A 24,709-nucleotide genomic window follows, 5' to 3' on the forward strand; every position below is an offset into this window, starting at 1 on the left:
AACTTTGCGGTCCGGATAAGTCGACTGAGGATACCCTGTCAGCACTGGCTGACAGGGTATTTTTTTATCCATGTTGCCAGAGAAAAACCGCCCAACCAGCGAAAGCCAGTGTGGGACCAAAAGGGAAAGGTTTACTCAAATCGCGGCCGGTAAACATCCAGCTTGCCAGCAGCATAACAATGGCAATGGATGAAGCGATCAGGATGATTGTCGGCAGTCGGTAAACCCCAAGCCACGCGCCCAGAGCGGCCAGCAGCTTGGCATCTCCCAAACCTAATCCTTCTTTCTTTGCGAAAAATCGATAGCTACGTGAAAGCAAAAAAAGCGAGGTATAGCCAACAGCAGCGCCAGAGACCGCCCAGGCCAGCTGCACAGAAGGAAGCAGCCCCGCGGCATTACTTATCAGTCCGAGCCACAGTAATGAGAGCGTCAATCTGTCGGGTAACAGCATATATCGCAGGTCTGTCAGCGACAGAGACAGCAGCATCCAGCTCAGCAACAATGTAGCAGGTAGCAATATTCCTGAAGGTATCCGCCAGATTACCAGCGACGTCACGCTAACGATGGCGACAGCAACCAGGATCTTTTGCCTGATATTCCAGAACTGTTGGTCCATTTTCCACCTCTTGCATTATCCTTCGCTGTTAAAGTCCGGGAACGTCTTTGCCAAAAGCACTTTACGCCTGTACATATTGAGTGTCGTGGTGCAGAAACGATTTCATCGTATTGCATAACAAATTTTCGAGGCATTACGCACTGTTGCGTTTGCGGCTTGTCATTGCGCCTTAACGCTGGAATAGTGACGAGGTGTGTTGTTATTCAGAGTGAGAGTTCATGAAACATCTGCAAGTAGCGGTGGGTATCATCCGCGATCGGAATAAAAATATCTTTCTTACCCGGCGATCGGCGAAATCGCATATGGCTAATATGTGGGAATTTCCTGGCGGAAAAATCGAAGCGGGGGAAACGCCTGAGCAGGCGTTAAAGCGTGAGCTGTGTGAAGAAGCCGGCATTGAAGTTTTGCAGCTAAATGCTTATGGCCAGGCAGAGCACGCTGATAGCGAGCTGAAAGTGACGCTGCATTTCTTTATTGTCGATAGCTGGAAGGGCACACCCTATGGCCGTGAAGGGCAGCCTGAACGTTGGGTCGCACAGAAAGCGCTAGTGGCGGAGCAGTTTCCCCCCGCTAACGCTGGCGTCATTACCCGTTTAAAAGCGGAAGCGCTTGAATAGCGGTTGCTCACAGAAGCTGGAAAACAGAATAAACCTCACTTCTGTTTTCCTTTCATTACCGATCTGATGGATTAATCGCGATCCGGCTGCTGTTCACTCCAGTCGTCGCTTTCTGAGAACTCACCTTCGCTGGCAATGCGCTTCTCTTCATTCGCCCATTCACCCAGATCGATCAGCTGGCAGCGCTTGCTGCAAAACGGGCGCCAGGGGCTGAGCTCATCCCAAATCACCTCTTTTGAGCAGGTTGGGCAGTTAACAATCGTCACTTCATTCATCGGTAAAAACCTTAACAGCAGGCAAGTTGAAAATCGAGGCGGGCCGGCACTTCGCCGTGCTCGCTGTCGAGCGGTAAGAAACGGATGGCATAGCGGCTTTTATGCCCGGATATTTGCGGATATAGCGAATCTTCCAGCATCAGTTGGAGACGCAGTAAGTCCGCGCCCTCCGCATTATCCTGATAAAATCCGTTCAGGCTGGTCTGGTTGCGGAAGTTAACAGACTGACGCAGTAAATCCAGGATCAGCGTCAATGCTTCACGAATGGGTGCCAGTGAATTCATCCACTGCGCAACCTGTAGATCACGTTTTTCCTGTGCGATATGCAGCCAGATATGTAGCGTAGGCAGATCAAAGCTACAGCAGCCGCCAGGTATGCTCAGACGCTGACGAACAAGGCTTATCAGGCGATCTTCGCGCAGCAGCTGACCCATACGCGGGGCAGCCATCAGCTCAGTGGATCGCGCTTTAAGATTCTCGCGCAGCGTGTTTACCAGCTCCATATCAACGCCCGGCACCTCTACCCATGAGCGTAATTTCTGCTGCTGTTTTTCCAGCTCTTTAACAATCTCAGTACGCAGTTCACCCCGCTCGAAAACATCAAGCAGTTCCGCCGCATTGCGGAAAAAAGTCAACGCGCTGACAGGATTAGTAATGGTGCGGCTGCTTTCTAACTGACTCAGTAAAAATTCAATTCGCAGCCAGGTGCGCATTTTTTCGTTTAAAGGGTGCTCAAATAAAACCGTTGTGCTCATGCTTTTAATCCTGATTTGTTGCTCCGGCGAGCTGGTGATAGCGCTGGTCCAGCAGGGCAACCTGGGCGGCTACATCGTCAGGCGATCCGCCGTTATCAATAATATCGTCTGCCACAGCAAGTCGCTCTTCGCGAGTGACCTGCGCAGCCAGAATATGTTCAGCCTGTTCACGGCTAATCCCATCTCTGGCGATAGTACGCGCCAGTTGAGTATCACGGTCTACGTCGACCACCAGCACCCGGTTCGCCAGATGCTGTAAATTATTTTCGACCAGTAAAGGCACCACCCATAAACACCAAACCGAGCGGGCAAGCGCCAGCTGACGACGGGTTTCAGTATGGATCAGCGGATGCAAAAGGGCGTTCAGCCAGGCCTTATCGGGCGCAGAACTGAAAATGCGTTGGCGTAAGGCTGCGCGATTAAGCGTGCCGTCTTTCGGGACGATCCCGGTGCCAAACCGCTGTCGAATAGCCTCGAGAGCAGGCTGCCCCGGTTCGACTACCTGGCGGGCAATCACATCGGCATCGATAATCTCTATGCCCCTGGCGGCAAAGGCATTGGCGATGGTTGTTTTTCCGCTGCCAATGCCACCGGTCAGCGCAACAGTATAGCTCATAAGCCTCGGCTCTTACGGCTCTGGTGTGAATGCATCGTAGCCGCGTTTAAAACACTGGGGCTAAGGGGCCTAAATGAGGCGCAGATCACATCAGAGGATGTCAGATAAATTTATCGGATTGTAGCGTAAATAAACCTGCTTTCGCAGTCTTGTTGCGGCGTTTTTAGTGCGTATGATGACTACACTGGAGCTGGCCGCAGTGCCCGCGCTCAAGACTTGCGCCATCAACCAGGAAGAGAAATATGCGTATTGAAGAAGATATCAAGTTGGGCTTTAAAGATGTGTTGATCCGTCCTAAGCGGTCTACGTTACAAAGCCGTTCACAGGTTGAGTTAACTCGCGAATTTACCTTTAAACATTCAGGTGTGGCCTGGTCAGGCGTGCCGATTATTGCCGCCAATATGGATACCGTGGGCACCTTTAGTATGGCGGAAGCACTCGCCTCATTCGACTTGCTCACCGCAGTACATAAACACTACAGCGTAGCGCAGTGGCAGCAATTTATTTCCCGTGTTCCCGAGAGCGTGCTTAAACACGTTATGGTTTCAACCGGGACTTCAGATGCCGACTTTATCAAAATGCAGCAAATTCTGGCGCTTTCACCCGCGCTGAATTTTATCTGTATCGACGTAGCCAATGGCTATTCCGAGCATTTTGTCGCTTTCCTGAAGCGCGCGCGGGAAGCCTGCCCGGGTAAAACGATCGTTGCCGGTAATGTGGTAACGGGTGAAATGGTAGAAGAACTGATTCTGTCCGGTGCGGATATCGTTAAGGTTGGCATCGGTCCAGGCTCGGTCTGTACAACCCGAGTAAAAACAGGGGTAGGTTATCCGCAGCTTTCTGCCGTTATCGAGTGTGCCGATGCGGCTCATGGCCTGGGAGGGCAAATTGTCAGTGACGGCGGCTGCTCGGTGCCTGGCGATGTGGCTAAAGCATTCGGCGGCGGTGCCGATTTTGTCATGTTAGGCGGTATGCTCGCTGCGCATGATGAATGTGAAGGCACAGTCGTGGAGGAAAATGGCGAACAGTTTATGTTGTTCTACGGCATGAGTTCTGAATCCGCCATGAATCGCCATGTAGGCGGAGTAGCAGGCTACCGTGCAGCAGAAGGCAAAACCGTTAAGCTACCCGTTCGCGGGCCTGTAGACAACACTGCCAGAGATATCCTCGGAGGCCTGCGTTCGGCCTGCACCTATGTCGGTGCAGAACGCCTGAAAGAGCTGACTAAACGCACGACGTTTATTCGCGTTGCGGAGCAGGAAAACCGGGTTTTCAATCGTTAGAACGTCGTTGCCCACTGCACATTTTTGCAGTGGGCCTGTTACCCCAATGCCTCCCCAAGGTTAAAAATGGGCAGATACATGGCGACAACCAGCGTTCCTACTAAAATCCCCGTGACTAACATCATCAGAGGTTCCAGGGCCGCAGCCAGATTATCGGCCAGCTCATGCGTGCTGCTTTCGTGCCATTCTCCCAGTCTGATTAGCAGCGTATCCAGCGCGCCGGCCTCTTCCCCAACCTTGATTAATTGATAACAGAGCGGGGTAAAAAGGCGGTGATGAGCCAGGGCCTGATGCAGGGGATAACCTGAGGCGATGTGCTGCTGCAATACCGCTATGGCTTCACGCCAGATCCGCTGGCTCAAAATTTTCTCAGCAGCCTGTAAGCCCTGAAGCAAGGTTAGCCCGGATTGTTGAGTCAGAGAGAGGGTCATAAATATTGCGCAGAGCTGGCCGCCACGATAGAGCCTGCCGATTAAAGGCAGGCGAAGTAACCCTTGTTGCTCCGCCCGTTGCCAGGCTGGCAATCTGTGGCTTTGCCAGCGCCAGAAATAGCCCAGTGCGCACAGTAAGGGAAGCAGCAGCAGGCCGTATTTTTGCAGTCCTGCCGACAGCGCAATAATGGCTGCGGTAAATGCCGGAAGCGGAGCATCGAAAGCCTGATAAACAGCGACAAATTCGGGCAGCACAAAAACCAACATACCGATACTGACCACCAGCGCGATAGCCACCACAAACAGCGGATAGCGCAGCGCCTTAATGACTTTCTTTTGCAGTAGCCGCTGGCGCTCCTGCTGTTCAGCGAGCCGCAGACAGCATTCGTCCATCTTCCCGGTGAGTTCGCCGACTTTGATTAGCGCAGGAAACAGAGAGGGAAATACCGCAGGCCAGCTTGCCAGTGCATCGGAAAACGGTGTTCCTTCCGCGACGCTTTGCTGTATTTGCGTCAGCAATGCCTGCCAGCCGGGATCGCTGTGTCCTTCAGCAATCAGCTGTAGGCTGGCAGACAACGTCATGCCTGCTCGCAGTAAGGTCGCCAGTTCGCGAAAAAAAGTAATTTTATGCTGCCATTGCCAGTCTCTGGCCCGATATTTACGCCCTTTGATCAGCTTTAGCGGATGCAAATTCAGTAATATCAGGCGCTCCATAACCTCCTGTTGGTTCAGACAGAAGAACGCGCCCTGATGAAAATGACCTTCTCCGTCAGTCGCCTGCCAGCGGAACAGCAAAGGATCAGCCATCTTCTTTGCCCACTATTCTGTTTAGCTCTTCGAGAGTGGTCTCGCCGCGATTAACGCAATGCAATCCTTCAACAAACAAAGAGTTCACTTTTTGCTGATGCATGATTTCTACCAGCTCCTCTTGTGAACGGTTTGCCGCAATCGCATTTTGTAGTCGGGCGGTAACCGGGAGAAGTTCGAACAACGCTAACCGGCCATAGAAACCGGAATAGCAGCGTTCGCAGCCTGGAGCATGCCAGTTTTGTATCGTGCCGGGCCAGAGCGACCGCGGGAAATGCGCGACGGCTTCAGCGGGCTCCCGGCAGTGCGGGCAGAGCCGGCGAACCAGCCTTTGGGCAATAACCAGCTTTAAGGCTGAAGCCAGCAAATAACCGGGAATACCTATTTGCCCCATCCGGGTTAAGGTTTCGAGGGTAGAGTTGGTGTGCAGCGTTGAAAGTACCAGATGGCCCGTCTGAGCCGCATTAATCGCAATTTCTGCAGTTTCCCCGTCGCGAATTTCGCCAATCATGATGATATCGGGATCCTGGCGCAGGAGCGCACGTAATACGTGGCTGAACTCCAGACCCGCCCTGGGATGGATTTGCGTTTGATTAATGCCCGGCAGCGGAATTTCAATGGGATCTTCAACGCTGCACAGGTTGCGGCCCGGCGTATTTAGCGAGCTTAATCCGCTATAGAGCGTAAATGTTTTGCCACTGCCTGTTGGACCGGTGACTAAAATCAATCCCTGTGGCCGCGCCAGAGCCTCTTTAAAATGCCTGAGTGCAGTCTGAGACATACCCAGGTTTTCCAGCGCGATGGATTGGGCATCATTTTGCAACAGGCGGATAACCGCTTTCTCGCCACAGCGTGTGGGTAATGTGGAGAGGCGGAACGACGCGGCCTTTTCCTGAAGCAACAGTGTGAACTGACCATCCTGCGGCATTCTGCGTTCAGCGATATCCAGATTGGCTAAAATCTTCAGTCTTGCCACCAGCGCCGCCGCGTTCTCCCTCCCGTTAAGAGGCACTTCCTGTAAGACCCCATCGACACGAAAGCGAATCCGCAGGGAATCCGTCTGCGGCTCAATATGGATATCAGAAGCGCGCTGCTGCACTGCCAGCGTCAGTATACCGTCGATACGTTGAACCGCTGTTTCGCCGTTGTCTGCCGATGCCTGAATACCGGAAGCCGGTGTGAGATTGCGCTCCTGCCTGAATTGCTCCAGACGTGCTGGCGGCCAACACTCCACATCAATAGTCGTATGGGTGGCAAAGCGTAGCGCTTCCATCATCTCCTCAGAAGGCGGTGCAGCAACGGCAAGATGTAAGCGTTGCGGCGTGAAAGAGAGTATGACGGCCTGGTAGCGTTGACAAAGGGCCTCAACGGCCCGGTGGGAAGAGGATGAGATCATTCGGCAACCTCATCAGAATCATCAAAGCGGAAGACATTTTCACAGGCTTCTTTCAGGCTGGACTGTGATGTCGAACAGCTTCGTTGCCAGCTCATCTGGCCTTCCAACCCGTCCCATTGTGGGATCATCATAACCGTGAGTCCGTTAAGGCTTTCCTGGCCGCTCAGCGTGAGCATGCCTGATTTGACCGTCACGGCGGAAACATAGCGGGAGCCTTTTCCAGCGGGAACACCATTGCTTCCTTCGCTACAGTTTGCAGCACCGCCGTGCTCAATAGCGCAAAGTTCGACAGCGGTTTTAAACGGCATTGCCGTTTGCAACATGTCGGTTAGCGCGGCCTTTTGCAGATAGTTTTGATATGCCGGCAAGCCTATGGCGCTGAGAATAGCGATGATGGCGATTACGATCATCAGTTCGATTAGGGTAAAACCTTGTTGTGTTTCCATTTTTCCAACCTCCTTGTGGTGAAGAGGACTGCACGTTAGCGCCTTAGAGAAAGGATGCGCCAGCAGCAAAACAGGATTTTTGGAGAAGGATTCAGCAGGTTTTATTACGTTTCAGCGATTGCTAAAAAGTCTGGAAGACGGCTCGCACAATCTACCTGAAAGCGGAAAAACGCCATCACAGAACGGATGGCGCATGCTATAAACAACGCAGTTAACGGAAACGCATGGAGAGGTCTAATGCACGGATATGCTTGGTTAGCGCACCGACAGAGATGTAATCAACACCGGTTTCGGCGAAGGTTCGCAGCGTTTCGTCAGTCACATTGCCAGAAACTTCCAACAGTGCGCGGGCCTGAGTTTGTTGCACGGCTTCGCGCATCTGTTCGACGCTAAAATTATCCAGCATGATAATGTCTGCACCGGCATCAATTGCCTGAGTTAGCTCATCCAGAGACTCAACTTCGACTTCGACAGGCACGTCGGGATGCAGCCAGGAAGCTTTTTCGACCGCCTGACGAATAGAACCAGTGGCAATAATATGATTTTCTTTAATCAGAAACGCGTCTGACAGGCCAAGGCGATGGTTCGCCCCGCCGCCGCAAAGTACGGCGTACTTTAGCGCGGTACGCAGGCCCGGCAGCGTTTTACGAGTGTCCAGCAGTTGGGTGTTCGTTCCGGCAAGAAGCGCAACATAACGGCTGACTTCTGTGGCCACACCCGAGAGCGTTTGAACAAAATTAAGCGCCGTCCGCTCAGCGGTGAGGATAAACGATGACGGGCCAGTGACCTCAAACAGCGGCTGATTAGCGACAATCGCATCGCCATCGTTAACATGCCAGGCGATCTGCGTTTTATTGCCCAGCTGGATGAAAACTTCCTCAACCCAGCGTTTGCCGCAAAAAATGCCGGGCTCACGAGTAATGACCACGGCGTGAGACTGGTTTTCGGCTGGCAGCAGGCTGGCAGTGATGTCATTGCCGGGATCGATTTCGCCACCCAAATCTTCCCGTAACGCCTGGGCGACGGCAGAAGGAATATCATCTTCAATACGCTGCAACAATGCGTCACGGCGGCTGTTGGGATCGTAGCGGCGGGTTGTCATGGTCGAACTCCGAAAGGGCGGATAAGAGTGCGACCATGCTAGCTTTTTACCGCTTTGTTGCCAACCAGACTGATTTTTACAGGGAAAACTAACCGGCAGAGACCTGCCCGCTGTACATCACCGGCCCGGTAGGCTGACCTGTTGGCGAACCGCCTTTTGGCTCAAGGCTGATAGCCAGCGTTGGTTCAGCCGTAAGCCGTTCGGCGGCTAGCGCGATGCGGGTTTTACCTGAAGCCTGGATTAAACCCAACGACTGAGGTTTTTGGCCTGGAGGTATTAGCCACAGTTCAAAGCTGTGGTCCGCGGGTAAACTTCCGGCATTGAGCGACTGTATCGTCAGTTCACTTTTGCTGCGGTTTAGTGCGACTACCCATGAGCCTTGTTGCACATTACTGCTGTTCAATACCGCAATGGCCTGGAGTTCAGGCGGCTGCTGAGAGATTTGGAACAGGAGCGCACCGGCGAAAGAAGCCGCCATCGCCCAGCCGAGATAGTGCCAGCGGAAAGTTTTTTGTTCTCGTTTTTCTGCCGGTAAACTTTGGGTGATTTTTTGCCATACCCGGTCGGGCGGCGCTACGGGCTGGATTGAATTATCAAGATGGCCGAGGACGGTTTGCCAGCGGTTCACTTCCTGCCCAAGGGCAGATTCCCGCTCCAGCCGCCGCTCAAACTGTCGCCGTGCCGGTCCGCGCAGCGTACCAAGAGCATATTCGGCAGCCAGAGCCGTATCATAATGGCTTCTTGCTTTCATATTCCCACACACTCCTTCAGGTGGGCCAGCGCACGACGGATCCAGCTTTTAACCGTACCGGTGGGCTGCTGTAAATGCTCAGCCACCTCGCTGTGCGATAACCCCTGATAATAAGCCAGTACTACGCTTTGTTTTTGGTCCCCCGGCAGGCTATTAAGGCATTCTGACAGCCTGCGGGCTTCTGAGGTCGTTGGTAAACCGTCAGCAAAGGTGCTGGAAAGAGATTGCAGTTCGTCGTCTTCTGGCGCATCGAAATCTGTCGACTCCAGTGACGTAGTCTGATTGGCCCGCAATCGGGCGTAATCAATAGCACGGTGGCGAACAATAGTCGTCATCCACGTTTTTGGCGCACTCTGCAACGGGTCGTAACTGCCCGCTTTTTGCCAGATGGCCAGCATAGCGTCATGGAGGACCTCTTCAGCCCAGCCTCGCCGACGAAGTATTCGTAAAGCGATGGTAAAAAGATAAGGTGACATCTGGCGATAAAGCTGCTCGAAAGCACGCCTGTCGCCTCGTCCTGCCGCCTGCAATAAAAGAATCTGACTATCAATAATCGTGTCTGTCATGCCGCGTCCCATGAGAAAGGTGCAATGGATTCAAACGGATCCACTGCACCTGGTATAACGCGTTTCTGACGTTTCGGCCTCTGGTCGGGAGCAATTTCTTGATCCCGCCTTGGCTCTTATTCACTGCATAAAACTGGTGTTGGCAATATTTTCCCTGGTGCTGCGTGGGCTGTTCTTCTTTATCCGTCGTCGCGGTCATCAGCCTCACATAACTACATACGGATGAACGATGAAACTGGATGCAAAAAAATGAAAAATTTTTTTCCCGTGTTCCTTTTTCGGGTAACGCATTGGGCTTTCTGAAAAAAAAATTCATGTTACTCTGGAAAAATTGACACTACAGGAGAGCAGAGTATGCAGCTGCAAGCAGGCTGGCTAACGGGCGTAAGAAGGGTGCCTTCCCCCCATTTCAACGAGCGGCCCCTACTGGAAACGCCAACGCTTTTGGTGATCCACAATATCAGCCTGCCTCCGGGCGAGTTTGGCGGTCCCTGGATTGATGACCTGTTTATGGGCACTCTGGATCCCTCCGCTCATCCTTATTTTGCCGGGATTGCTCACCTGCGGGTCTCGGCACACTGCCTGATTCGACGTGATGGCGAAATCGTTCAATATGTTCCTTTTCATCTTCGGGCCTGGCATGCCGGCGTTTCCCGCTATCAGGAGCGAGAAGCCTGCAATGACTTTTCCATTGGTATTGAGCTGGAAGGCACCGATTGCCTGGCCTATACCGATGAGCAATATCAGGCTTTGCAAAACGTTACCCAGCTACTGGCGGAGCATTATCCGCAAATAGCGGAAAATATTACCGGGCATAGTGATATCGCGCCGGAAAGAAAAACCGATCCCGGTCCGGCGTTTGACTGGGTGCGATACCGGGCCGGTTTACGCTCAGGTAATGTTACAAAGCAGGAGTAGCAGGCATGACGCTTTTTAGTTTGTTGTTAGTTTTAGGCTGGGAACGGTTGTTCAAATCAGGGGAGCACTGGCAGCTGGATCATCATCTGAGCAAGGTATTTCGCCGGCAGCAGCGCTTTTCTATGGGGCGGACGCTGGCGATGATGCTGATTGCTATGGCGCTGGTTGCGCTATGTTTGCTGGCCTTGAAAGGCCTGTTTTTTGGCTTATTACAGCTGCTGTTCTGGATTGGCGTTGGCTTACTTTGTATTGGTGCCGGTTCGGTGCGCCTGCACTATCACGCTTATCTGAAAGCCGCGAGCCGCAACGATATTGATGCCCACACCGCACTGGCGGAAGAACTGACCTTGATTCATGGCCTGCCGATAGAATGCAACGAGCGTGAATACCTTTGCGAGCTGCAAAATGCGCTGCTGTGGATTAACTACCGTTTTTATCTTGCGCCGCTGTTTTGGTTTGTTGTAGGTGGCGCGTGGGGGCCGGTATTGCTGGTGGGATATGCTTTTCTGCGCGCCTGGCAAAGCTGGATGGCGCGGCACCATACGCCGTTGGAGCGCTCGCAGTCTGGCGTGGATGCGCTTCTGCACTGCATCGACTGGATACCGGTGCGCCTGGTGGGCGTTGCTTATGCCTTGCTGGGACACGGCGAGCGTGCATTACCCGCCTGGTTTGCCTCGCTCGGCGATCGTCATACTTCACAATATCAGGTGCTTACCCGACTCGCGCAATTCTCGCTGGCTCGCGATCTGCATACGGATAAAGTCGAAACGCCTCGTATTGCGGTCGCGTTGGCAAAAAAAGTTTCTCTGGTGATTGTGGTGGTAGTAGCGCTGTTAACTATATACGGCACGCTGGTCTGATTTAGGGTAGTGAAGCCGGTGAGTTAATAGCAATAGATCATACGAAAGACATCCGGCATGGCCGGATGTCTGCTTAATCAGGGCTAATAAAATACTCAGGCAGAAGCGTGACTGTTGTCGGTGCTGCTAAACCATCCTTCGACCCAATTACCGAAGGCGCTACCAATAAAGCTGCCAATCTGTTTACCGACATAACCTGTAGCTTTAGAAACCACGGTTGAAATGACCGGGATAGCGACCAGGCTGCCAATGGAGCTGCCAATAAAGTCACCTGCTGTGCTGCCCATCCAGGTGGTCATATCCGCAAATACGCCCGCCCCGCTGACATTTTCGATCTCCATAACGGATAGCTCTCTCATCTTAATCTCCTTATTTAGTATCAATGAGCAAGACGAGTTATAAGCTAACGTAATAGCGTTCTCAATCTTTGCGCATTTTCAGCAAGAAAATAAATACATTTTGTTGATTTTAATCAATTTCATCAGCTTTTTTGGACTCACCTGAAGGAGCGTTGGCAGGCGGGATGCCAAAGACCGGCATGCCGTCGTTATCCCAGCTAAAGGTCTTAATACAGGTATGGCGATTAGGGTCGTACAGCGGGTCGCCCTCAATTTCCGTGTAATTACGGGCATGATAAACCAACACATCTTCACCCGTTTCCGCTACGGTAAAACTGTTATGACCAGGGCCAAACTGACGATTTTCACGGCTGGTTTTGAACACCGGAACGGGTGATTTCTGCCAGTTATTCGCCGCCATTGGATCGGCATCAATATCGATCCACAGCAGGCCCATGCAATAATTCTCATCGGTAGCGCTTGCCGAATAGCTGACAAAAAGGCGATTGCCGTGTCGTATTACCGCTGGCCCTTCATTCACGCTAAAACCCACGCATTCCCAGTCATATTCCGGGCGGCTTAGCATTACCGGTTTGCTCTTAAGCGACCAGGGATTCGCCAGCTCTGCCAGATAAAGATTTGAGTTACCGGGGATGGCCGGATCTTTTTGCGCCCATAAATACCAGTTCTTACCCTGATGAACAAAATGCGTGGCATCCAGTGAGAAGCTGTTCAGCGGCGTCTCTACACGGCCACATTCGCGCCACTCTCCCGTAAGAGGATCGTCGGCAGTGCAGGTAAGCGCAAACATTCGATGCTGAAATAAACCGTCTTTAATTTCCCGTGTGGGCGCGGCAGCGAAATAGATAACCCACGTGCTATCAATGCGGTGCAGTTCCGGCGCCCAAATCAGCTCACTCATTTCACCGCGATCTGGTTTTTGCCAGATGACCACAGGTTCAGCTTGCACGAGCGCTGCCAGCGTCTCGCTACGGCGCAGCTCCAGCCGATCGTATTCCGGTACGGAAGCAATAAAGTAATAATAATTATCATGAAGCAAGATAAACGGATCGGCGCGTTGCTCAATCAAAGGGACTGCCCAGTGCGAAGTGCTCATGCTTCGGTTCCTTCTGGTTTAACCGGCGCTTTGCCGTGATGATAATCGTTCAGTTCGCGGAAGTTATGGCGACGCTGCTCAAGCTCCAGCTGGATTTTTTGCATCGTTGGGCGATCGACTTTCAGCAGTCTCACGACGCCAGCGGTGATCAAATAGCCCACGCCTGGGATCACGGTAAACAGCAGTACGATGCCGTTAATCGCCACTGGCGACTGGGTTTTCGCGCCTGCGTTATAACCATAATAAGAGAGCAGGAAACCGACCATTGCACCCGCAACGGCCAGACCCACCTTCAGGAAAAACAGATTGCCGGAAAAGCTGATGCCCGTGATGCGCTTGCCGGTTTTCCATTCGCCGTAATCATCCACATCGGCCATCAGCGACCAGTGCAGCGGTGAAGGGATCTGATGCAGGATGTTCAGCAGGAAGTACATCACCACCACCAGTACGGTAGCGTGAGGATCGAGGAAGTAAAAGCCGCTGGAAAACAGCGCCAGAACGATATTAGTCCAGAAAAAGACTTTCAGTTTGCACCAGCGATCGGTCAGGATTTTAGCCAGCGTACTGCCCAGCATCATGCCTACAACGCCGAGGCTGATGAAAAGCGTGGCGAAATGTGTTGATTGTCCCATTACCCAGGTGACGTAATACATGGTGGCGGCCATGCGAATAAAGCCGGGGCAGACGTTGCAGAAAGTGAGCAACAAGATGCGCACCCATTGATCGTTTTTCCATACGTCTCGCAAATCAGATTTCAAATCGCTGTTGCTGGGTACGGCGGGATGAATCCGCTCGCGCACCGTCGCAAAACAGAACAGAAACATGCACAGGCCGATGAATGCCAGCACGCTCATGGCCATTTGATAGCCGCGCGCACGGTCTTCTCCGCCAAACCATTCGGCCAGCGGCAGCAGCGAGAGTGATAAAATTAAGGTCGCCACGCCTACCATAACAAAACGATAAGACTGGCAGGAGACACGTTCGCCGGGATCGTTAGTGATTACGCCGCCCAGCGAACAATAGGGAATGTTAATCGCCGTATAGGTTAGCGACATCAGAAAATAGGTAGCGAAAGCGTAGATAACTTTGTTGTCATAGCTCCAGTCTGGCGTGGTGAACATCAGCACGCTGAACAGCACATAAGGCAGCGAAATCCATAATAGCCAGGGACGAAAACGCCCCCACCGGCTTTGAGTCCGGTCGGCGATGGCGCCCATAATGGGATCGGTAACCGCGTCGATCACCCTGACGGAAAGCAGTAATACCCCAACCAGCGCCGGTGCCAGTCCGTAGACATCGGTGTAGAAATAGTTAAGGAAAAGCATGATAGCGCCGCCAATCATATTGCAGCCTGCATCCCCCATGCCGTAGCCGATCTTCTCTTTAACCGAAAGCGCCATGCCCTTCATGGATTATTCTCCGACACTGGATGAAGCCCACAGTATTATTGGTTTAGCGTCATATTGCGCGGGTGGGAAACGTCGCAGAGATGGACAAAATAGCTGTCAGCAGGAAAGTGTGATTTGCACGGCAATTCGCCACGCTGATGAATCAATAAGGTGAAAGGATTGAAGATTGTTAAGCAGGAAAGGAATGAAAAGCATAAAACAGGGGCGCCGAAGCGCCCCGAACAATCAGGCTTTTTGCATGCGGTTTTTTACTGCGTAACCGACAGCCAAAACAGCCACCCAGACAGGGATCAGCCAGACGGAGATTGCCATACCCGGCGTTAGCGCCATGATCACCAGAATGGCGACCATAAACAGCAGGCAGATCCAGTTGCCCGCAGGGTAGAGCATCGCTTTAAAGCGAGTTTGCACCCCTTGCTGATCTTTCTTACGGCGGAATTTTAAGTGCGCGTAGCTGATCATCGCCCAGTTAATGACCAATGCCGATACCACCAGTGCCATAAACAGGTTTAGCGCTTCGCCCGGCATCAAATAGTTTACCAGCACGCAAATTGCGGTGGTCAGCGCAGAGAAGCCCAGCGCCACATAAGGCACGCCGCGACGGTCAACCTTCAGCAAAGCTTTCGGTCCATTGCCCTGACGAGCCAGGCCATAAAGCATGCGGCTGTTAGAATAAACGCAGCTGTTATAAACCGAGAGCGCCGCAGTCAGGAAGACCAGGTTGAGGATATTCGCCGCCAGCGTTTCGCCAAGATCGTGGAAAATCATCACGAACGGGCTGCTGTGCTCGGTCACCTTGGTCCACGGATAGAGCGAAAGCAGCACGATAATGGAGCCGACATAGAAAATCAGGATGCGCCAGATCACCTGATTGGTGGCCTGAGGAATGCTTTTTTCCGGATTATCCGCTTCTGCAGCGGTAATGCCTACCAGCTCAAGACCGCCAAAGGAGAACATGATGATCGCCATCGCCATTACCAGTCCGCCCACGCCGTGGGGGAAGAAGCCGCCAATCGCCCAGATATTGCTAACGGCTGCATCCGGCCCGCCGTTGCCGCTGAACAGCAGCCAGCAGCCAAAGACAATCATCGCCACAACGGCAACAACTTTCACGATCGCCAGCCAGAACTCCATTTCACCGAAGATTTTCACGCTGCTCAGATTGATGGCGTTAATTAAGACAAAAAAGATGGCTGCTGCTGCCCAGGAAGGGAATTGCGGATACCAAACCTGAATATAATTGCCTACTGCGGTCAGTTCGGCCATTGCCACCAAAACATACAGCACCCAGTAGTTCCAGCCGGAAGCGAAACCAGCAAAGTTACCCCAGTATTTATAAGCGAAATGGCTGAATGAACCGGCTACCGGCTCCTCAACAATCATTTCGCCCAGCTGACGCATAATTAAGAAGGCGATAAAGCCGCCAATGGCATAGCCCAGTAATACGGACGGGCCGGCCATTTTGATCGTTTGTGCAATCCCCAGAAACAGGCCGGTGCCGACAGCACCACCCAACGCGATCAGCTGAATATGGCGGTTTTTAAGCCCGCGCTTCAGCATTTCGCCCTGCTGTTGTTCCATAATAAACCTCGTGATGTCGTTATTTTTTTCATTGAGGGCGAGCCTGTGTCATTCTTTTTTTACGTCCAATGTATGGGTTTGTTTACAGTGAGTGATGTAAGAAAAAGAGGTCAATGCTACCTTCGCGTCAAGAATAATGATAAGCGCCTGCCAATGCACTCGCTTTCTCTGTTTCGGTCTGGAGAACGCGCAAAAAAGCGTCGTCATGGCGGCCTTACTGTTTTTTACATAAATCACAAATGATGACGAATAGTTTTCTCTTATGACCCTTGCTCGCTAACTTTGACGTAAGCGGTTGCCCTGCTTAAAAAAGTTAAAAAAATTAACATTTGTTCTTTTTTTGACTGGTCTTTTCTGCCAGCAAGGCATGCGGCAAAAACGAGACCTGGGTCTGGTTTTGCCCGGATGCCATATAGACATCAGGTGAATACTTTGTTACTTTACGGGCAACTTTTTGCAATTGGTATTACCAATTTACTCAGGCTTCTGGAAACAAGAAGGGATGATGGCTTACAGCAAAATCCGCCAACCAAAGCTGTCCGATGCTATTGAGCAGCAGCTCGAATCCCTGATCATGGAAGGGACGCTGCGTCCCGGTGAAAAGCTGCTTCCTGAACGCGAACTGGCAAAACAGTTCGATGTCTCTCGTCCCTCCCTGCGTGAAGCTATTCAGCGCCTTGAAGCAAAAGGCCTGCTGCTGCGCCGCCAGGGTGGCGGCACTTTCGTCCAGACCAGCCTGTGGCAAAGCCTGAGCGACCCGCTAGTTGAGCTGCTGGCCGGCCATCCTGAATCCCAGTTCGATTTACTCGAAACGCGCCATGCGCTGGAAGGCATTGCTGCCTACTATGCGGCGCTGCGGGGAACGGATGACGACATTGAGCGGATCCGCCATTGCCATGTACAGATTCAAACGGCTCAGGACAGCGGCGATCTTGATGCGGAAGCCGATGCCGTTATGCAGTATCAGATCGCTGTCACAGAAGCTGCCCATAATGTGGTTCTGCTGCATCTGCTTCGTTCAATGGGGCCGATGCTGAAGCAAAACGTTCGACAGAATTTTGAATTGCTCTACTCGCGCCGCGAAATGCTGGCAAAAGTAGGCGGTCACCGCGCCAGAATTTTTGAGGCGATTGTGGCACGCGAGCCTGAAAAGGCACGTGAAGCCTCACACCGCCATCTGGCGTTTATTGAGGAAATATTGCTGGACAGAAGTCGGGAGCAGAGTCGTCGAGAGCGCTCCTTACGCCGTTTACAGCAACGTAAGGAATAACGCGTAAAAATAACGCGGCAATTCGACCCAAAATTAAAGGGTACAACGAAGGGCCTGTCTCCTTGTGCTTTGGAATGAATCAGAGCACAAGGAGACAGGCTCCAGACAATTCAACGTATTAGACACAGATAAGGAATACCCCCATGTCAGAACGTTTACACAATGACGTGGATCCGATTGAAACTCGCGACTGGCTACAGGCGATCGAATCGGTCATCCGTGAAGAAGGTGTTGAGCGCGCGCAGTTCCTGATCGATCAGGTAATGAGTGAAGCACGCAAAAACGGCGTGAAGGTAGCGGCAGGCGCTGGGGCCAGCAACTACGTTAACTCAATTGCTGTTGAAGATGAACCCGATTACCCGGGCAATACCTCACTGGAGCGTCGTATTCGTTCCGCAATCCGCTGGAACGCGATCATGACCGTTCTGCGCGCGTCGAAGAAAGATCTGGAGCTGGGTGGCCATATGTCATCCTTCCAGTCTTCCGCGACTATTTATGAAGTGTGCTTTAACCACTTCTTCCGCGCGCGCAGCGAAAAAGACGGCGGCGACCTGGTTTACTTCCAGGGCCATATTTCTCCAGGCGTTTACGCACGTGCGTTCCTGGAAGGGCGTCTGACCGAAGAGCAGATGAACAACTTCCGTCAGGAAGTTCACGGTAAAGGCCTGTCTTCTTACCCGCATCCGAAGCTGATGCCTGACTTCTGGCAGTTCCCGACTGTGTCAATGGGCCTGGGTCCAATCGGCGCGATTTACCAGGCTAAGTTCCTGAAATATCTTGAGCATCGTGGTCTGAAAGATACCGCGCAGCAGACCGTTTATGCCTTCCTGGGCGACGGCGAAATGGATGAACCGGAATCCAAAGGTGCGATCACCATCGCCACCCGTGAGAAGCTGGACAACCTGGTCTTCATCATCAACTGTAACCTCCAGCGTCTGGATGGTCCGGTAACAGGTAACGGCAAAATCATCAACGAGCTGGCCGGCATTTTTGGCGGTGCAGGCTGGGAAGTGATCAAAGTTATCTGGGGCGCTCGCTGGGACGAGCTGCTGAGAAAAGATACCAGCGGCAAGCTTGTTCAGCTGATGAACGAAACCGTTGACGGTGACTATCAGACCTTTAAATCTCGTGATGGTGCCTACGTGCGTGAGCACTTCTTCGGCAGATACCCGGAGACGGCAGAGCTGGTCAAAGACATGACCGACGACGAGATTTGGGCGCTGAACCGTGGCGGCCACGATCCGAAAAAAATCTATGCGGCACTGAAAAAAGCGCAGGACACCAAAGGCAAACCTGTGGTGATTCTGGCGCATACCATCAAAGGCTATGGTATGGGTGACACCGCTGAAGGTAAAAACATCGCGCACCAGGTGAAGAAAATGAACATGGATGGCGTGCGCTATATCCGTGATCGTTTCAACGTGCCGGTGGACGACGCCAACATTGAAAATCTGCCGTACATCACCTTCGACAAAGCGTCGGAAGAGTACAAATACCTGCACGGTCAGCGTGAGAAGCTGGGTGGCTACCTGCCAACCCGCCAGCCAAACTTCAGCGAGAAGCTGGAAATGCCTGCGCTGGAAGATTTCCGTCAGCTGCTGGACGAGCAGAACAAAGAAATTTCCACCACCATCGCTTTCGTTCGTGCGCTGAACGTGATGCTGAAGAACAAGTCGATCAAAGATCGTCTGGTTCCGATCATCGCCGACGAAGCGCGTACTTTCGGTATGGAAGGCCTGTTCCGTCAGATTGGTATTTACAGCCCGAACGGCCAGCAGTACACGCCGCAGGACCGTGAGCAGGTTGCTTATTATAAAGAAGATGAAAAAGGTCAGATCCTACAGGAAGGGATTAACGAACTGGGCGCAGGCGCATCCTGGCTGGCGGCGGCAACGTCTTACAGCACCAACAACCTGCCGATGATCCCGTTCTACATCTACTACTCCATGTTCGGTTTCCAGCGTATCGGCGATCTGTGCTGGGCAGCCGGCGATCAGCAGGCTCGCGGCTTCCTGGTTGGTGGTACCTCCGGTCGTACTACGCTGAACGGCGAAGGCCTGCAGCATGAAGATGGTCACAGCCACATTCAGTCGCTGACCATCCCTAACTGTATCTCTTACGATCCCGCTTACGCCTATGAAGTGGCGGTCATCATGCATGACGGTCTGGTGCGGATGTATGGCGACGCGCAGGAAAACATTTACTACTACATCACCACGCTGAATGAAAACTACCACATGCCTGCCATGCCAGAGGGTGCGGAAGAGGGTATCCGTAAGGGTATCTACAAGCTGGAAACGATTGAAGGTAGTAAAGGGAAAGTGCAGCTGCTGGGTTCAGGTTCAATCCTGCGTCACGTACGCGACGCCGCGCAGATTCTGGCGAAAGACTACGGCGTAGGTTCCGATGTATACAGCGTTACCTCGTTCACTGAACTGGCTCGTGATGGTCAGGATTGTGAGCGCTGGAACATGCTGCATCCAACGGATGAGCCGCGCGTACCTTACGTTGCGCAGATCATGAACGATGCACCAGCAGTGGCATCTACCGACTATATGAAACTGTTTGCCGAGCAGATCCGTACCTTCATGCCAGCCAGCGATTACCGCGTGCTGGGCACCGATGGTTTCGGCCGTTCCGACAGCCGCGAGAACCTGCGTCATCACTTCGAAGTGGATGCGTCTTACGTGGTGGTTGCAGCTCTGGGTGAACTGGCTAAACGTGGTGAAATCGATAAGAATGTGGTGGCGGAAGCCATCACCAAATTCAATATCGATGCCGACAAAGTCAACCCACGTCTGGCATAAGAGGTAAAGATTAATGGCTATCGAAATCAAGGTACCGGATATCGGTGCAGACGAAGTGGAAGTCACCGAGATCCTGGTCAAGGTGGGCGATAAGGTTGAAGCGGAACAGTCACTGATCACCGTGGAAGGCGACAAAGCCTCCATGGAAGTGCCTTCTCCGGAAGCAGGCGTGGTGAAAGAGATCAAAATCGCTACCGGTGACAAAGTAGAAACCGGCTCGCTGATTATGATCTTCGAATCGGCTGACGGCGCGGCTACAGAAGCTGCACCGGCGAAAGCGGAAGAGAAGAAAGAAGCCGCGCAGCCGCAGACCGCAAGCGCAGAAAATAAAGAAGTGAACGTGCCGGATATCGGTTCCGACGAAGTGGAAGTCACTGAGATTTTGGTCAAAGTGGGCGACACCGTGGAAGCCGAGCAGTCGCTGATCACCGTGGAAGGCGATAAAGCCTCCATGGAAGTGCCTGCGCCATTTGCCGGCACGGTTAAAGAGATCAAAATCGGTACGGGCGACAAAGTCAGTACCGGCTCACTGATTATGATCTTCGAAACGACCGGCTCTGCGCCAACCGCAGAAGCGAAACCGGAAGTGAAAGAAGAAGCGGCAGCCACACCGGCAGCAGCCAGCGGTGCAAAAGATGTAGAAGTGCCTGACATTGGCGGCGACGAAGTCGAAGTCACCGAGATCATGGTGAAAGTGGGCGACAAAGTGGCTGCCGAGCAGTCGCTGATCACCGTAGAAGGCGATAAAGCGTCTATGGAAGTCCCTGCGCCATTCGCGGGTACGGTTAAAGAGATCAAAATCGCTACCGGCGACAAAGTTAGCACCGGCTCGCTGATTATGGTCTTCGAAGTGGAAGGCGCTGCGCCAGCAGCGGCTCCTGCGGCGAAAAAAGAAGACGCTGCCCCTGCGCCAAAACAGGCCGCAGCGGCTCCGGCGCCAGCGCCGGCTAAAGCCGAGTCGAAAGGCGACTTCACTGAGAACGACGCTTACGTTCACGCAACGCCGGTTATCCGTCGTCTGGCCCGTGAATTCGGCGTTAACCTGGCGAAGGTTAAAGGTTCCGGTCGTAAGGGCCGCATCCTGAAAGAAGACGTTCAGGCTTACGTGAAAGACGCAGTAAAACGCGCGGAAACTGCCCCAGCGGCAGCGGCCGGCGGCGGATTGCCTGGCATGCTGCCATGGCCAAAAGTGGACTTCAGCAAGTTTGGTGAAATTGAAGAAGTCGAGCTGGGTCGCATCCAGAAAATTTCTGGTGCTAACCTGAGCCGTAACTGGATCGTGATCCCTCACGTTACCCAACACGACAAAGCCGACATCACGGAAGTTGAAGCTTTCCGCAAGCAGCAGAACGACGAAGCAGCGAAAAAGAAACTGGATCTGAAGATCACCCCGCTGGTGTTCATCATGAAAGCGGCTGCCAAAGCGCTGGAAGAGTTCCCACGTTTCAACAGTTCGCTGTCGGAAGATGGTCAGAAGCTGACGCTGAAAAAGTACATTAACATCGGTGTGGCGGTCGATACGCCAAACGGCCTGGTGGTTCCGGTCTTTAAGGACGTGAATAAGAAAGGCATCATTGAACTCTCCAACGAACTGTCGGTGATTTCGAAGAAAGCCCGCGACGGCAAGCTGACGGCCAGCGATATGCAGGGCGGCTGCTTTACCATCTCCAGCCTGGGCGGCATTGGCGGCACGTCATTTACGCCAATTGTTAATGCACCGGAAGTGGCAATCCTTGGCGTGTCTAAATCGTCGATGGAACCTGTCTGGAACGGGAAAGAGTTCGTTCCACGCCTGATGCTGCCACTGTCGCTCTCCTTCGATCACCGTGTGATTGATGGTGCAGCAGGCGCGCGCTTTGCAGCCTACATCGCAACCATCATGGCGGATATCCGCCGTCTGGTGATGTAAAGAGTCTGAGGCCGGCGAACGCCGGCCTTCTTATCGCCGACTTGCGATGTTTTAAGTCGACAAGGTAGTTGAAAACGTTTCTTATCAAGTGGTTTGCAGTTCATTAACAATTCTGTAAACTCTTGCGATGCAAACGTACCGGTGGATGAATGAATATCCCAGCGGTTAACTAAGAGGTCATGATGAGTACAGAAATCAAAACTCAGGTCGTGGTACTTGGGGCAGGTCCTGCAGGTTATTCTGCAGCCTTTCGCGCTGCTGATTTAGGTCTGGAAACCGTCATCGTTGAGCGTTTCAGCACCCTGGGCGGGGTTTGTCTGAACGTCGGTTGTATCCCTTCCAAAGCGTTGCTGCACGTCGCGAAAGTGATTGAAGAAGCTAAAGCGCTGGAAGAGCACGGTATCGTGTTTGGCAAGCCGCAGACCGATATCAACAAGATTCGTTCCTGGAAAGAAAAAGTCATTAACCAGCTGACCGGCGGTCTGTCTGGCATGGCGAAAGGCCGCAAAGTTAATGTGGTCACCGGTCTGGGTAAATTCACCGGCGCTAACACGCTGGTTGTTGAAGGCGAGGAGGGTACTACCACCATCAACTTCGACAATGCCGTTATCGCGGCGGGCTCGCGCCCAATCCAGCTGCCTTTCATTCCACATGAGGATCCTCGCGTATGGGATTCCACCGATGCGCTGGAGCTGAAAGAAGTCCCTGAGCGTCTGCTGGTTATGGGCGGCGGTATTATCGGTCTGGAGATGGCGACGGTTTATCACGCGCTGGGTTCTCAGATTGATGTGGTAGAGATGTTCGATCAGGTGATTCCTGCGGCTGACAAAGACGTGGTGAAAGTCTTCACTAAGCGTATTTCTAAGCAGTTCAACCTGATGCTGGAAACCAAAGTCACGGCCGTTGAAGCCAAAGACGACGGTATCTACGTTTCGATGGAAGGCAAAAAAGCGCCAGCGGAACCACAGCGTTACGACGCGGTGCTGGTTGCGATTGGTCGCGTGCCGAACGGTAAAGGTCTGGATGCAGGTAAAGCGGGGGTGGAAGTTGATGACCGCGGCTTTATCCGTGTCGATAAGCAGATGCGTACCAACGTGCCGCACATTTTTGCTATTGGCGATATCGTTGGTCAGCCTATGCTGGCGCACAAAGGCGTTCATGAAGGTCACGTCGCGGCAGAAGTGATTTCCGGTAAGAAACACTACTTCGACCCGAAAGTGATCCCATCTATCGCTTACACCGAGCCAGAAGTTGCCTGGGTTGGTCTGACCGAGAAAGAAGCGAAAGAGAAGGGCATCAGCTACGAGACGGCGACCTTCCCATGGGCAGCGTCCGGTCGTGCTATCGCTTCCGACTGCGCAGACGGTATGACCAAACTGATTTTCGACAAAGAATCTCACCGCGTGATTGGTGGTGCGGTTGTCGGTACCAACGGCGGCGAGCTGCTGGGTGAAATTGGTCTGGCAATTGAGATGGGCTGTGATGCGGAAGACATTGCGCTGACCATCCACGCTCACCCGACGCTGCATGAGTCTGTAGGCCTGGCTGCTGAAATCTTCGAAGGCAGCATTACCGACCTGCCAAATGCGAAAGCGAAGAAGAAGTAAGTTTCTTTGCTGATGAAAAGCCTCCTTGCTGGAGGCTTTTTTTTTGGATTTTTTGGGACAGGTAGCAATTTTCCCGCCCCGCTCCTGTTGTGCTTAATTCACTCAAGATTAACGTTTATGCTTAAGGCGTTGAGGGCAATGCTTTACTGGCGTTCGCTGAAAGCGCATTGTAAAAAATGCTTAAGTCAGATAAAAAAATCCGTAGCATTTAGGCGTGATGAAAATTTTTTATTTTTCAGCTGGATAAATTTTGGGTGTTCCCCACATGCGTGGGGATAAACCGATGCCGACCTCGTGGAATCCATTATCGCCCGGGTGTTCCCCGCGCCAGCGGGGATAAACCGGTGTTAGGCAGTTCAAGGAAACGGCAAGAGATGTGTTCCCCGCGCCAGCGGGGATAAACCGCGTCTCGACTCCGGCGAGAAAATTGGTGCGCCGTGTTCCCCGCGCCAGCGGGGATAAACCGGATACAATAATACCCTATCCTCCATACCTTCCGTGTTCCCCGCGCCAGCGGGGATAAACCGTGCATATAGCCCGGCTGGCGGTCGCCCGGTGCGTGTTCCCTGCGCCAGCGGGGATAAACCGGTGGCATTCCAGTGTGTTGGGTAAAGCGGCGAATCAAGTAATATTTGCTTAAATTAGTAACCTGAGCCAATACCTCCAGCTGCGGTTTTACGGTCAAGTACTCACGCAGAAACTCGATTACAATCCTAATTCTGTTTCCGTTACTTTCTGGAGATCCGGGGTGCGTTTCAAGCAATTCACCACATAACAACATCCGTTCCTGCTCCTGACTGCAGTCATTATCCTGCCGCGCTGAAGCTGCATAGAAACATATTGCTCTGAATAAACGTGGGCCGTTAATGATCCCTTCACGCAAAAACCGGCGCGTTACAATCACTACGCAGATTATCTTCCTCTGCCAAATTTTTTCAGAACAGACTGAGGTGGATGGATACTGATAAATTCCACATCTTTATTGTCAAAACGGGAAGTCTGGATAGTACCGGGGTTATATAAGATTACCTGACCACTTTCGACGTTCGAGGTTTTTCCCGCGAGCCAGATTTCTTCGATTCCCGACAGATTTGCACTAATGACATATTCGTCATGCAAATGCTTATGAATTCAGGCATTACAGGCCTTTGCTCGGGGGTGTTCAATACCATTCCGGCTAAACCATTCTGAAGGATATAGCGCCACTTCATCATACCTTCATGCATTATTTG

Annotated in this window: 23 protein-coding genes and 1 CRISPR repeat array; of the genes, 8 read left to right on the forward strand and 15 right to left on the reverse strand. The window is 52.5% G+C overall.

What is annotated here, in order from left to right; all coding sequences use genetic code 11:
* Positions 1-64: 64 nt before the first annotated feature.
* A complete protein-coding gene (locus EHV07_RS03780; RefSeq protein WP_147195230.1) occupies positions 65-616 on the reverse strand; it encodes an A24 family peptidase in 552 nt (183 codons plus the stop codon).
* Positions 617-834: 218 nt separating this feature from the next.
* Here EHV07_RS03780 and mutT point away from each other — a divergent pair, with 218 nt between their 5' ends.
* A complete protein-coding gene (gene mutT / locus EHV07_RS03785) occupies positions 835-1,233 on the forward strand; it encodes an 8-oxo-dGTP diphosphatase MutT (RefSeq protein ID WP_147195232.1) in 399 nt (132 codons plus the stop codon).
* 71 nt (positions 1,234-1,304) lie between these two features.
* On the opposite strand, the gene yacG is transcribed toward mutT, so the two are convergent.
* From yacG to coaE, 3 genes are read right to left on the reverse strand one after another with little or no spacing between them, the layout of a single operon-like run.
* Positions 1,305-1,508, reverse strand: a complete 204-nt coding sequence (gene yacG / locus EHV07_RS03790) for a DNA gyrase inhibitor YacG (protein WP_147195234.1) — start codon at positions 1,506-1,508, stop codon at positions 1,305-1,307.
* A gap of 11 nt (positions 1,509-1,519) precedes the next feature.
* Positions 1,520-2,263, reverse strand: coding sequence for a cell division protein ZapD (gene zapD / locus EHV07_RS03795; protein WP_147195236.1), 744 nt, complete (start codon positions 2,261-2,263; stop codon positions 1,520-1,522).
* Positions 2,264-2,267: 4 nt separating this feature from the next.
* Positions 2,268-2,879: a dephospho-CoA kinase gene (gene coaE / locus EHV07_RS03800; RefSeq protein ID WP_147195238.1), complete on the reverse strand. Its 612-nt coding sequence runs from the start codon at positions 2,877-2,879 to the stop codon at positions 2,268-2,270.
* A gap of 242 nt (positions 2,880-3,121) precedes the next feature.
* Here coaE and EHV07_RS03805 point away from each other — a divergent pair, with 242 nt between their 5' ends.
* Positions 3,122-4,162 carry a GMP reductase gene (locus EHV07_RS03805; protein WP_147195240.1) on the forward strand — a complete coding sequence of 347 codons (1,041 nt, stop codon included), beginning with the start codon at positions 3,122-3,124 and terminating at the stop codon, positions 4,160-4,162.
* Positions 4,163-4,200: 38 nt separating this feature from the next.
* On the opposite strand, the gene hofC is transcribed toward EHV07_RS03805, so the two are convergent.
* From hofC to EHV07_RS03835, 6 genes are all read right to left on the reverse strand, one after another.
* Entirely contained in the window at positions 4,201-5,400 is a 1,200-nt protein-coding gene (gene hofC / locus EHV07_RS03810) for a protein transport protein HofC (RefSeq protein WP_147195242.1), read from the reverse strand.
* A complete protein-coding gene (gspE, locus tag EHV07_RS03815) occupies positions 5,393-6,793 on the reverse strand; it encodes a type II secretion system protein GspE (RefSeq protein WP_147200516.1) in 1,401 nt (466 codons plus the stop codon). Before gspE ends, hofC begins: the two co-directional genes overlap by 8 nt.
* Positions 6,793-7,242 carry a prepilin peptidase-dependent pilin gene (gene ppdD / locus EHV07_RS03820; RefSeq protein WP_147195245.1) on the reverse strand — a complete coding sequence of 150 codons (450 nt, stop codon included), beginning with the start codon at positions 7,240-7,242 and terminating at the stop codon, positions 6,793-6,795. The genes gspE and ppdD overlap by 1 nt, the downstream gene beginning before the upstream one ends.
* Positions 7,243-7,453: 211 nt before the next feature.
* On the reverse strand, positions 7,454-8,344 hold the full coding sequence (nadC, locus tag EHV07_RS03825) for a carboxylating nicotinate-nucleotide diphosphorylase (RefSeq protein WP_147195248.1): 891 nt from the start codon (positions 8,342-8,344) through the stop codon (positions 7,454-7,456).
* 88 nt (positions 8,345-8,432) lie between these two features.
* On the reverse strand, positions 8,433-9,095 hold the full coding sequence (locus EHV07_RS03830) for an anti-sigma factor domain-containing protein (protein WP_147195252.1): 663 nt from the start codon (positions 9,093-9,095) through the stop codon (positions 8,433-8,435).
* Positions 9,092-9,661: an RNA polymerase sigma factor gene (locus EHV07_RS03835; protein WP_147195254.1), complete on the reverse strand. Its 570-nt coding sequence runs from the start codon at positions 9,659-9,661 to the stop codon at positions 9,092-9,094. The genes EHV07_RS03830 and EHV07_RS03835 overlap by 4 nt, the downstream gene beginning before the upstream one ends.
* 354 nt (positions 9,662-10,015) lie before the next feature.
* Between EHV07_RS03835 and ampD the strand changes: the two genes are divergently transcribed.
* On the forward strand, positions 10,016-10,579 hold the full coding sequence (gene ampD, locus EHV07_RS03840) for a 1,6-anhydro-N-acetylmuramyl-L-alanine amidase AmpD (RefSeq protein ID WP_147195257.1): 564 nt from the start codon (positions 10,016-10,018) through the stop codon (positions 10,577-10,579).
* Between the two features lie 5 nt (positions 10,580-10,584).
* Positions 10,585-11,439 (forward strand): beta-lactamase regulator AmpE, encoded by an 855-nt coding sequence (gene ampE, locus EHV07_RS03845; RefSeq protein ID WP_147195260.1) that lies wholly within the window; start codon positions 10,585-10,587, stop codon positions 11,437-11,439.
* Positions 11,440-11,534: 95 nt separating this feature from the next.
* Here the strand turns inward: ampE and EHV07_RS03850 are convergent, their stop codons facing one another.
* From EHV07_RS03850 to EHV07_RS03865, 4 genes are all read right to left on the reverse strand, one after another.
* Positions 11,535-11,798, reverse strand: coding sequence for a hypothetical protein (locus tag EHV07_RS03850; RefSeq protein WP_147195263.1), 264 nt, complete (start codon positions 11,796-11,798; stop codon positions 11,535-11,537).
* Between the two features lie 109 nt (positions 11,799-11,907).
* On the reverse strand, positions 11,908-12,894 hold the full coding sequence (locus tag EHV07_RS03855; protein ID WP_147195265.1) for a family 43 glycosylhydrolase: 987 nt from the start codon (positions 12,892-12,894) through the stop codon (positions 11,908-11,910).
* Complete coding sequence (locus tag EHV07_RS03860) at positions 12,891-14,303, reverse strand: glycoside-pentoside-hexuronide (GPH):cation symporter (RefSeq protein WP_147195267.1); 1,413 nt, start codon at positions 14,301-14,303, stop codon at positions 12,891-12,893. The genes EHV07_RS03855 and EHV07_RS03860 overlap by 4 nt, the downstream gene beginning before the upstream one ends.
* A 225-nt stretch (positions 14,304-14,528) precedes the next feature.
* Positions 14,529-15,884 carry an amino acid permease gene (locus EHV07_RS03865; protein ID WP_147195269.1) on the reverse strand — a complete coding sequence of 452 codons (1,356 nt, stop codon included), beginning with the start codon at positions 15,882-15,884 and terminating at the stop codon, positions 14,529-14,531.
* A 505-nt stretch (positions 15,885-16,389) separates the two neighbouring features.
* On the opposite strand from EHV07_RS03865, the gene pdhR reads away from it, so the two are divergent.
* From pdhR to lpdA, 4 genes are all read left to right on the forward strand, one after another.
* The gene (pdhR, locus tag EHV07_RS03870; protein ID WP_147200517.1) at positions 16,390-17,154 is read left to right on the forward strand and encodes a pyruvate dehydrogenase complex transcriptional repressor PdhR; all 765 of its coding nucleotides are present in this window, start codon (positions 16,390-16,392) and stop codon (positions 17,152-17,154) included.
* Between the two features lie 143 nt (positions 17,155-17,297).
* Positions 17,298-19,961, forward strand: a complete 2,664-nt coding sequence (aceE, locus tag EHV07_RS03875) for a pyruvate dehydrogenase (acetyl-transferring), homodimeric type (protein ID WP_147195271.1) — start codon at positions 17,298-17,300, stop codon at positions 19,959-19,961.
* 13 nt (positions 19,962-19,974) lie between these two features.
* A complete protein-coding gene (gene aceF / locus EHV07_RS03880) occupies positions 19,975-21,870 on the forward strand; it encodes a pyruvate dehydrogenase complex dihydrolipoyllysine-residue acetyltransferase (RefSeq protein ID WP_147195273.1) in 1,896 nt (631 codons plus the stop codon).
* A gap of 182 nt (positions 21,871-22,052) precedes the next feature.
* Complete coding sequence (lpdA, locus tag EHV07_RS03885; protein ID WP_168199670.1) at positions 22,053-23,477, forward strand: dihydrolipoyl dehydrogenase; 1,425 nt, start codon at positions 22,053-22,055, stop codon at positions 23,475-23,477.
* Positions 23,478-23,731: 254 nt separating this feature from the next.
* Positions 23,732-24,065: a CRISPR direct-repeat array (repeat unit 29 nt; unit sequence GTGTTCCCCGCGCCAGCGGGGATAAACCG).
* Between the two features lie 324 nt (positions 24,066-24,389).
* Here lpdA and EHV07_RS25120 read toward each other — a convergent pair.
* The gene (locus tag EHV07_RS25120) at positions 24,390-24,596 is read right to left on the reverse strand and encodes an AraC family ligand binding domain-containing protein (RefSeq protein ID WP_168199590.1); all 207 of its coding nucleotides are present in this window, start codon (positions 24,594-24,596) and stop codon (positions 24,390-24,392) included.
* Between the last annotated feature and the right edge of the window lie 113 nt (positions 24,597-24,709).

It is taken from the genome of Pantoea sp. CCBC3-3-1, from assembly GCF_007981265.1.
Taxonomy (GTDB): domain Bacteria; phylum Pseudomonadota; class Gammaproteobacteria; order Enterobacterales; family Enterobacteriaceae; genus Erwinia.

Excerpts from the sequence above, each read along its gene's own strand:
- hofC (WP_147195242.1), bottom strand. The coding sequence starts at position 5,400 with ATGGCTGATCCTTTGCTGTTCCGCTGGCAGGCGACTGACGGAGAAGGT.
- ampE (WP_147195260.1), top strand. The coding sequence starts at position 10,585 with ATGACGCTTTTTAGTTTGTTGTTAGTTTTAGGCTGGGAACGGTTGTTC.
- zapD (WP_147195236.1), bottom strand. The coding sequence starts at position 2,263 with ATGAGCACAACGGTTTTATTTGAGCACCCTTTAAACGAAAAAATGCGC.
- yacG (WP_147195234.1), bottom strand. The coding sequence starts at position 1,508 with ATGAATGAAGTGACGATTGTTAACTGCCCAACCTGCTCAAAAGAGGTG.
- aceF (WP_147195273.1), top strand. The coding sequence starts at position 19,975 with ATGGCTATCGAAATCAAGGTACCGGATATCGGTGCAGACGAAGTGGAA.
- mutT (WP_147195232.1), top strand. The coding sequence starts at position 835 with ATGAAACATCTGCAAGTAGCGGTGGGTATCATCCGCGATCGGAATAAA.
- pdhR (WP_147200517.1), top strand. The coding sequence starts at position 16,390 with ATGGCTTACAGCAAAATCCGCCAACCAAAGCTGTCCGATGCTATTGAG.
- ampD (WP_147195257.1), top strand. The coding sequence starts at position 10,016 with ATGCAGCTGCAAGCAGGCTGGCTAACGGGCGTAAGAAGGGTGCCTTCC.
- EHV07_RS03805 (WP_147195240.1), top strand. The coding sequence starts at position 3,122 with ATGCGTATTGAAGAAGATATCAAGTTGGGCTTTAAAGATGTGTTGATC.
- EHV07_RS03830 (WP_147195252.1), bottom strand. The coding sequence starts at position 9,095 with ATGAAAGCAAGAAGCCATTATGATACGGCTCTGGCTGCCGAATATGCT.
- EHV07_RS03865 (WP_147195269.1), bottom strand. The coding sequence starts at position 15,884 with ATGGAACAACAGCAGGGCGAAATGCTGAAGCGCGGGCTTAAAAACCGC.
- coaE (WP_147195238.1), bottom strand. The coding sequence starts at position 2,879 with ATGAGCTATACTGTTGCGCTGACCGGTGGCATTGGCAGCGGAAAAACA.
- EHV07_RS03835 (WP_147195254.1), bottom strand. The coding sequence starts at position 9,661 with ATGACAGACACGATTATTGATAGTCAGATTCTTTTATTGCAGGCGGCA.
- EHV07_RS03850 (WP_147195263.1), bottom strand. The coding sequence starts at position 11,798 with ATGAGAGAGCTATCCGTTATGGAGATCGAAAATGTCAGCGGGGCGGGC.
- aceE (WP_147195271.1), top strand. The coding sequence starts at position 17,298 with ATGTCAGAACGTTTACACAATGACGTGGATCCGATTGAAACTCGCGAC.
- EHV07_RS03860 (WP_147195267.1), bottom strand. The coding sequence starts at position 14,303 with ATGAAGGGCATGGCGCTTTCGGTTAAAGAGAAGATCGGCTACGGCATG.
- ppdD (WP_147195245.1), bottom strand. The coding sequence starts at position 7,242 with ATGGAAACACAACAAGGTTTTACCCTAATCGAACTGATGATCGTAATC.
- EHV07_RS03780 (WP_147195230.1), bottom strand. The coding sequence starts at position 616 with ATGGACCAACAGTTCTGGAATATCAGGCAAAAGATCCTGGTTGCTGTC.
- nadC (WP_147195248.1), bottom strand. The coding sequence starts at position 8,344 with ATGACAACCCGCCGCTACGATCCCAACAGCCGCCGTGACGCATTGTTG.
- lpdA (WP_168199670.1), top strand. The coding sequence starts at position 22,053 with ATGAGTACAGAAATCAAAACTCAGGTCGTGGTACTTGGGGCAGGTCCT.
- EHV07_RS03855 (WP_147195265.1), bottom strand. The coding sequence starts at position 12,894 with ATGAGCACTTCGCACTGGGCAGTCCCTTTGATTGAGCAACGCGCCGAT.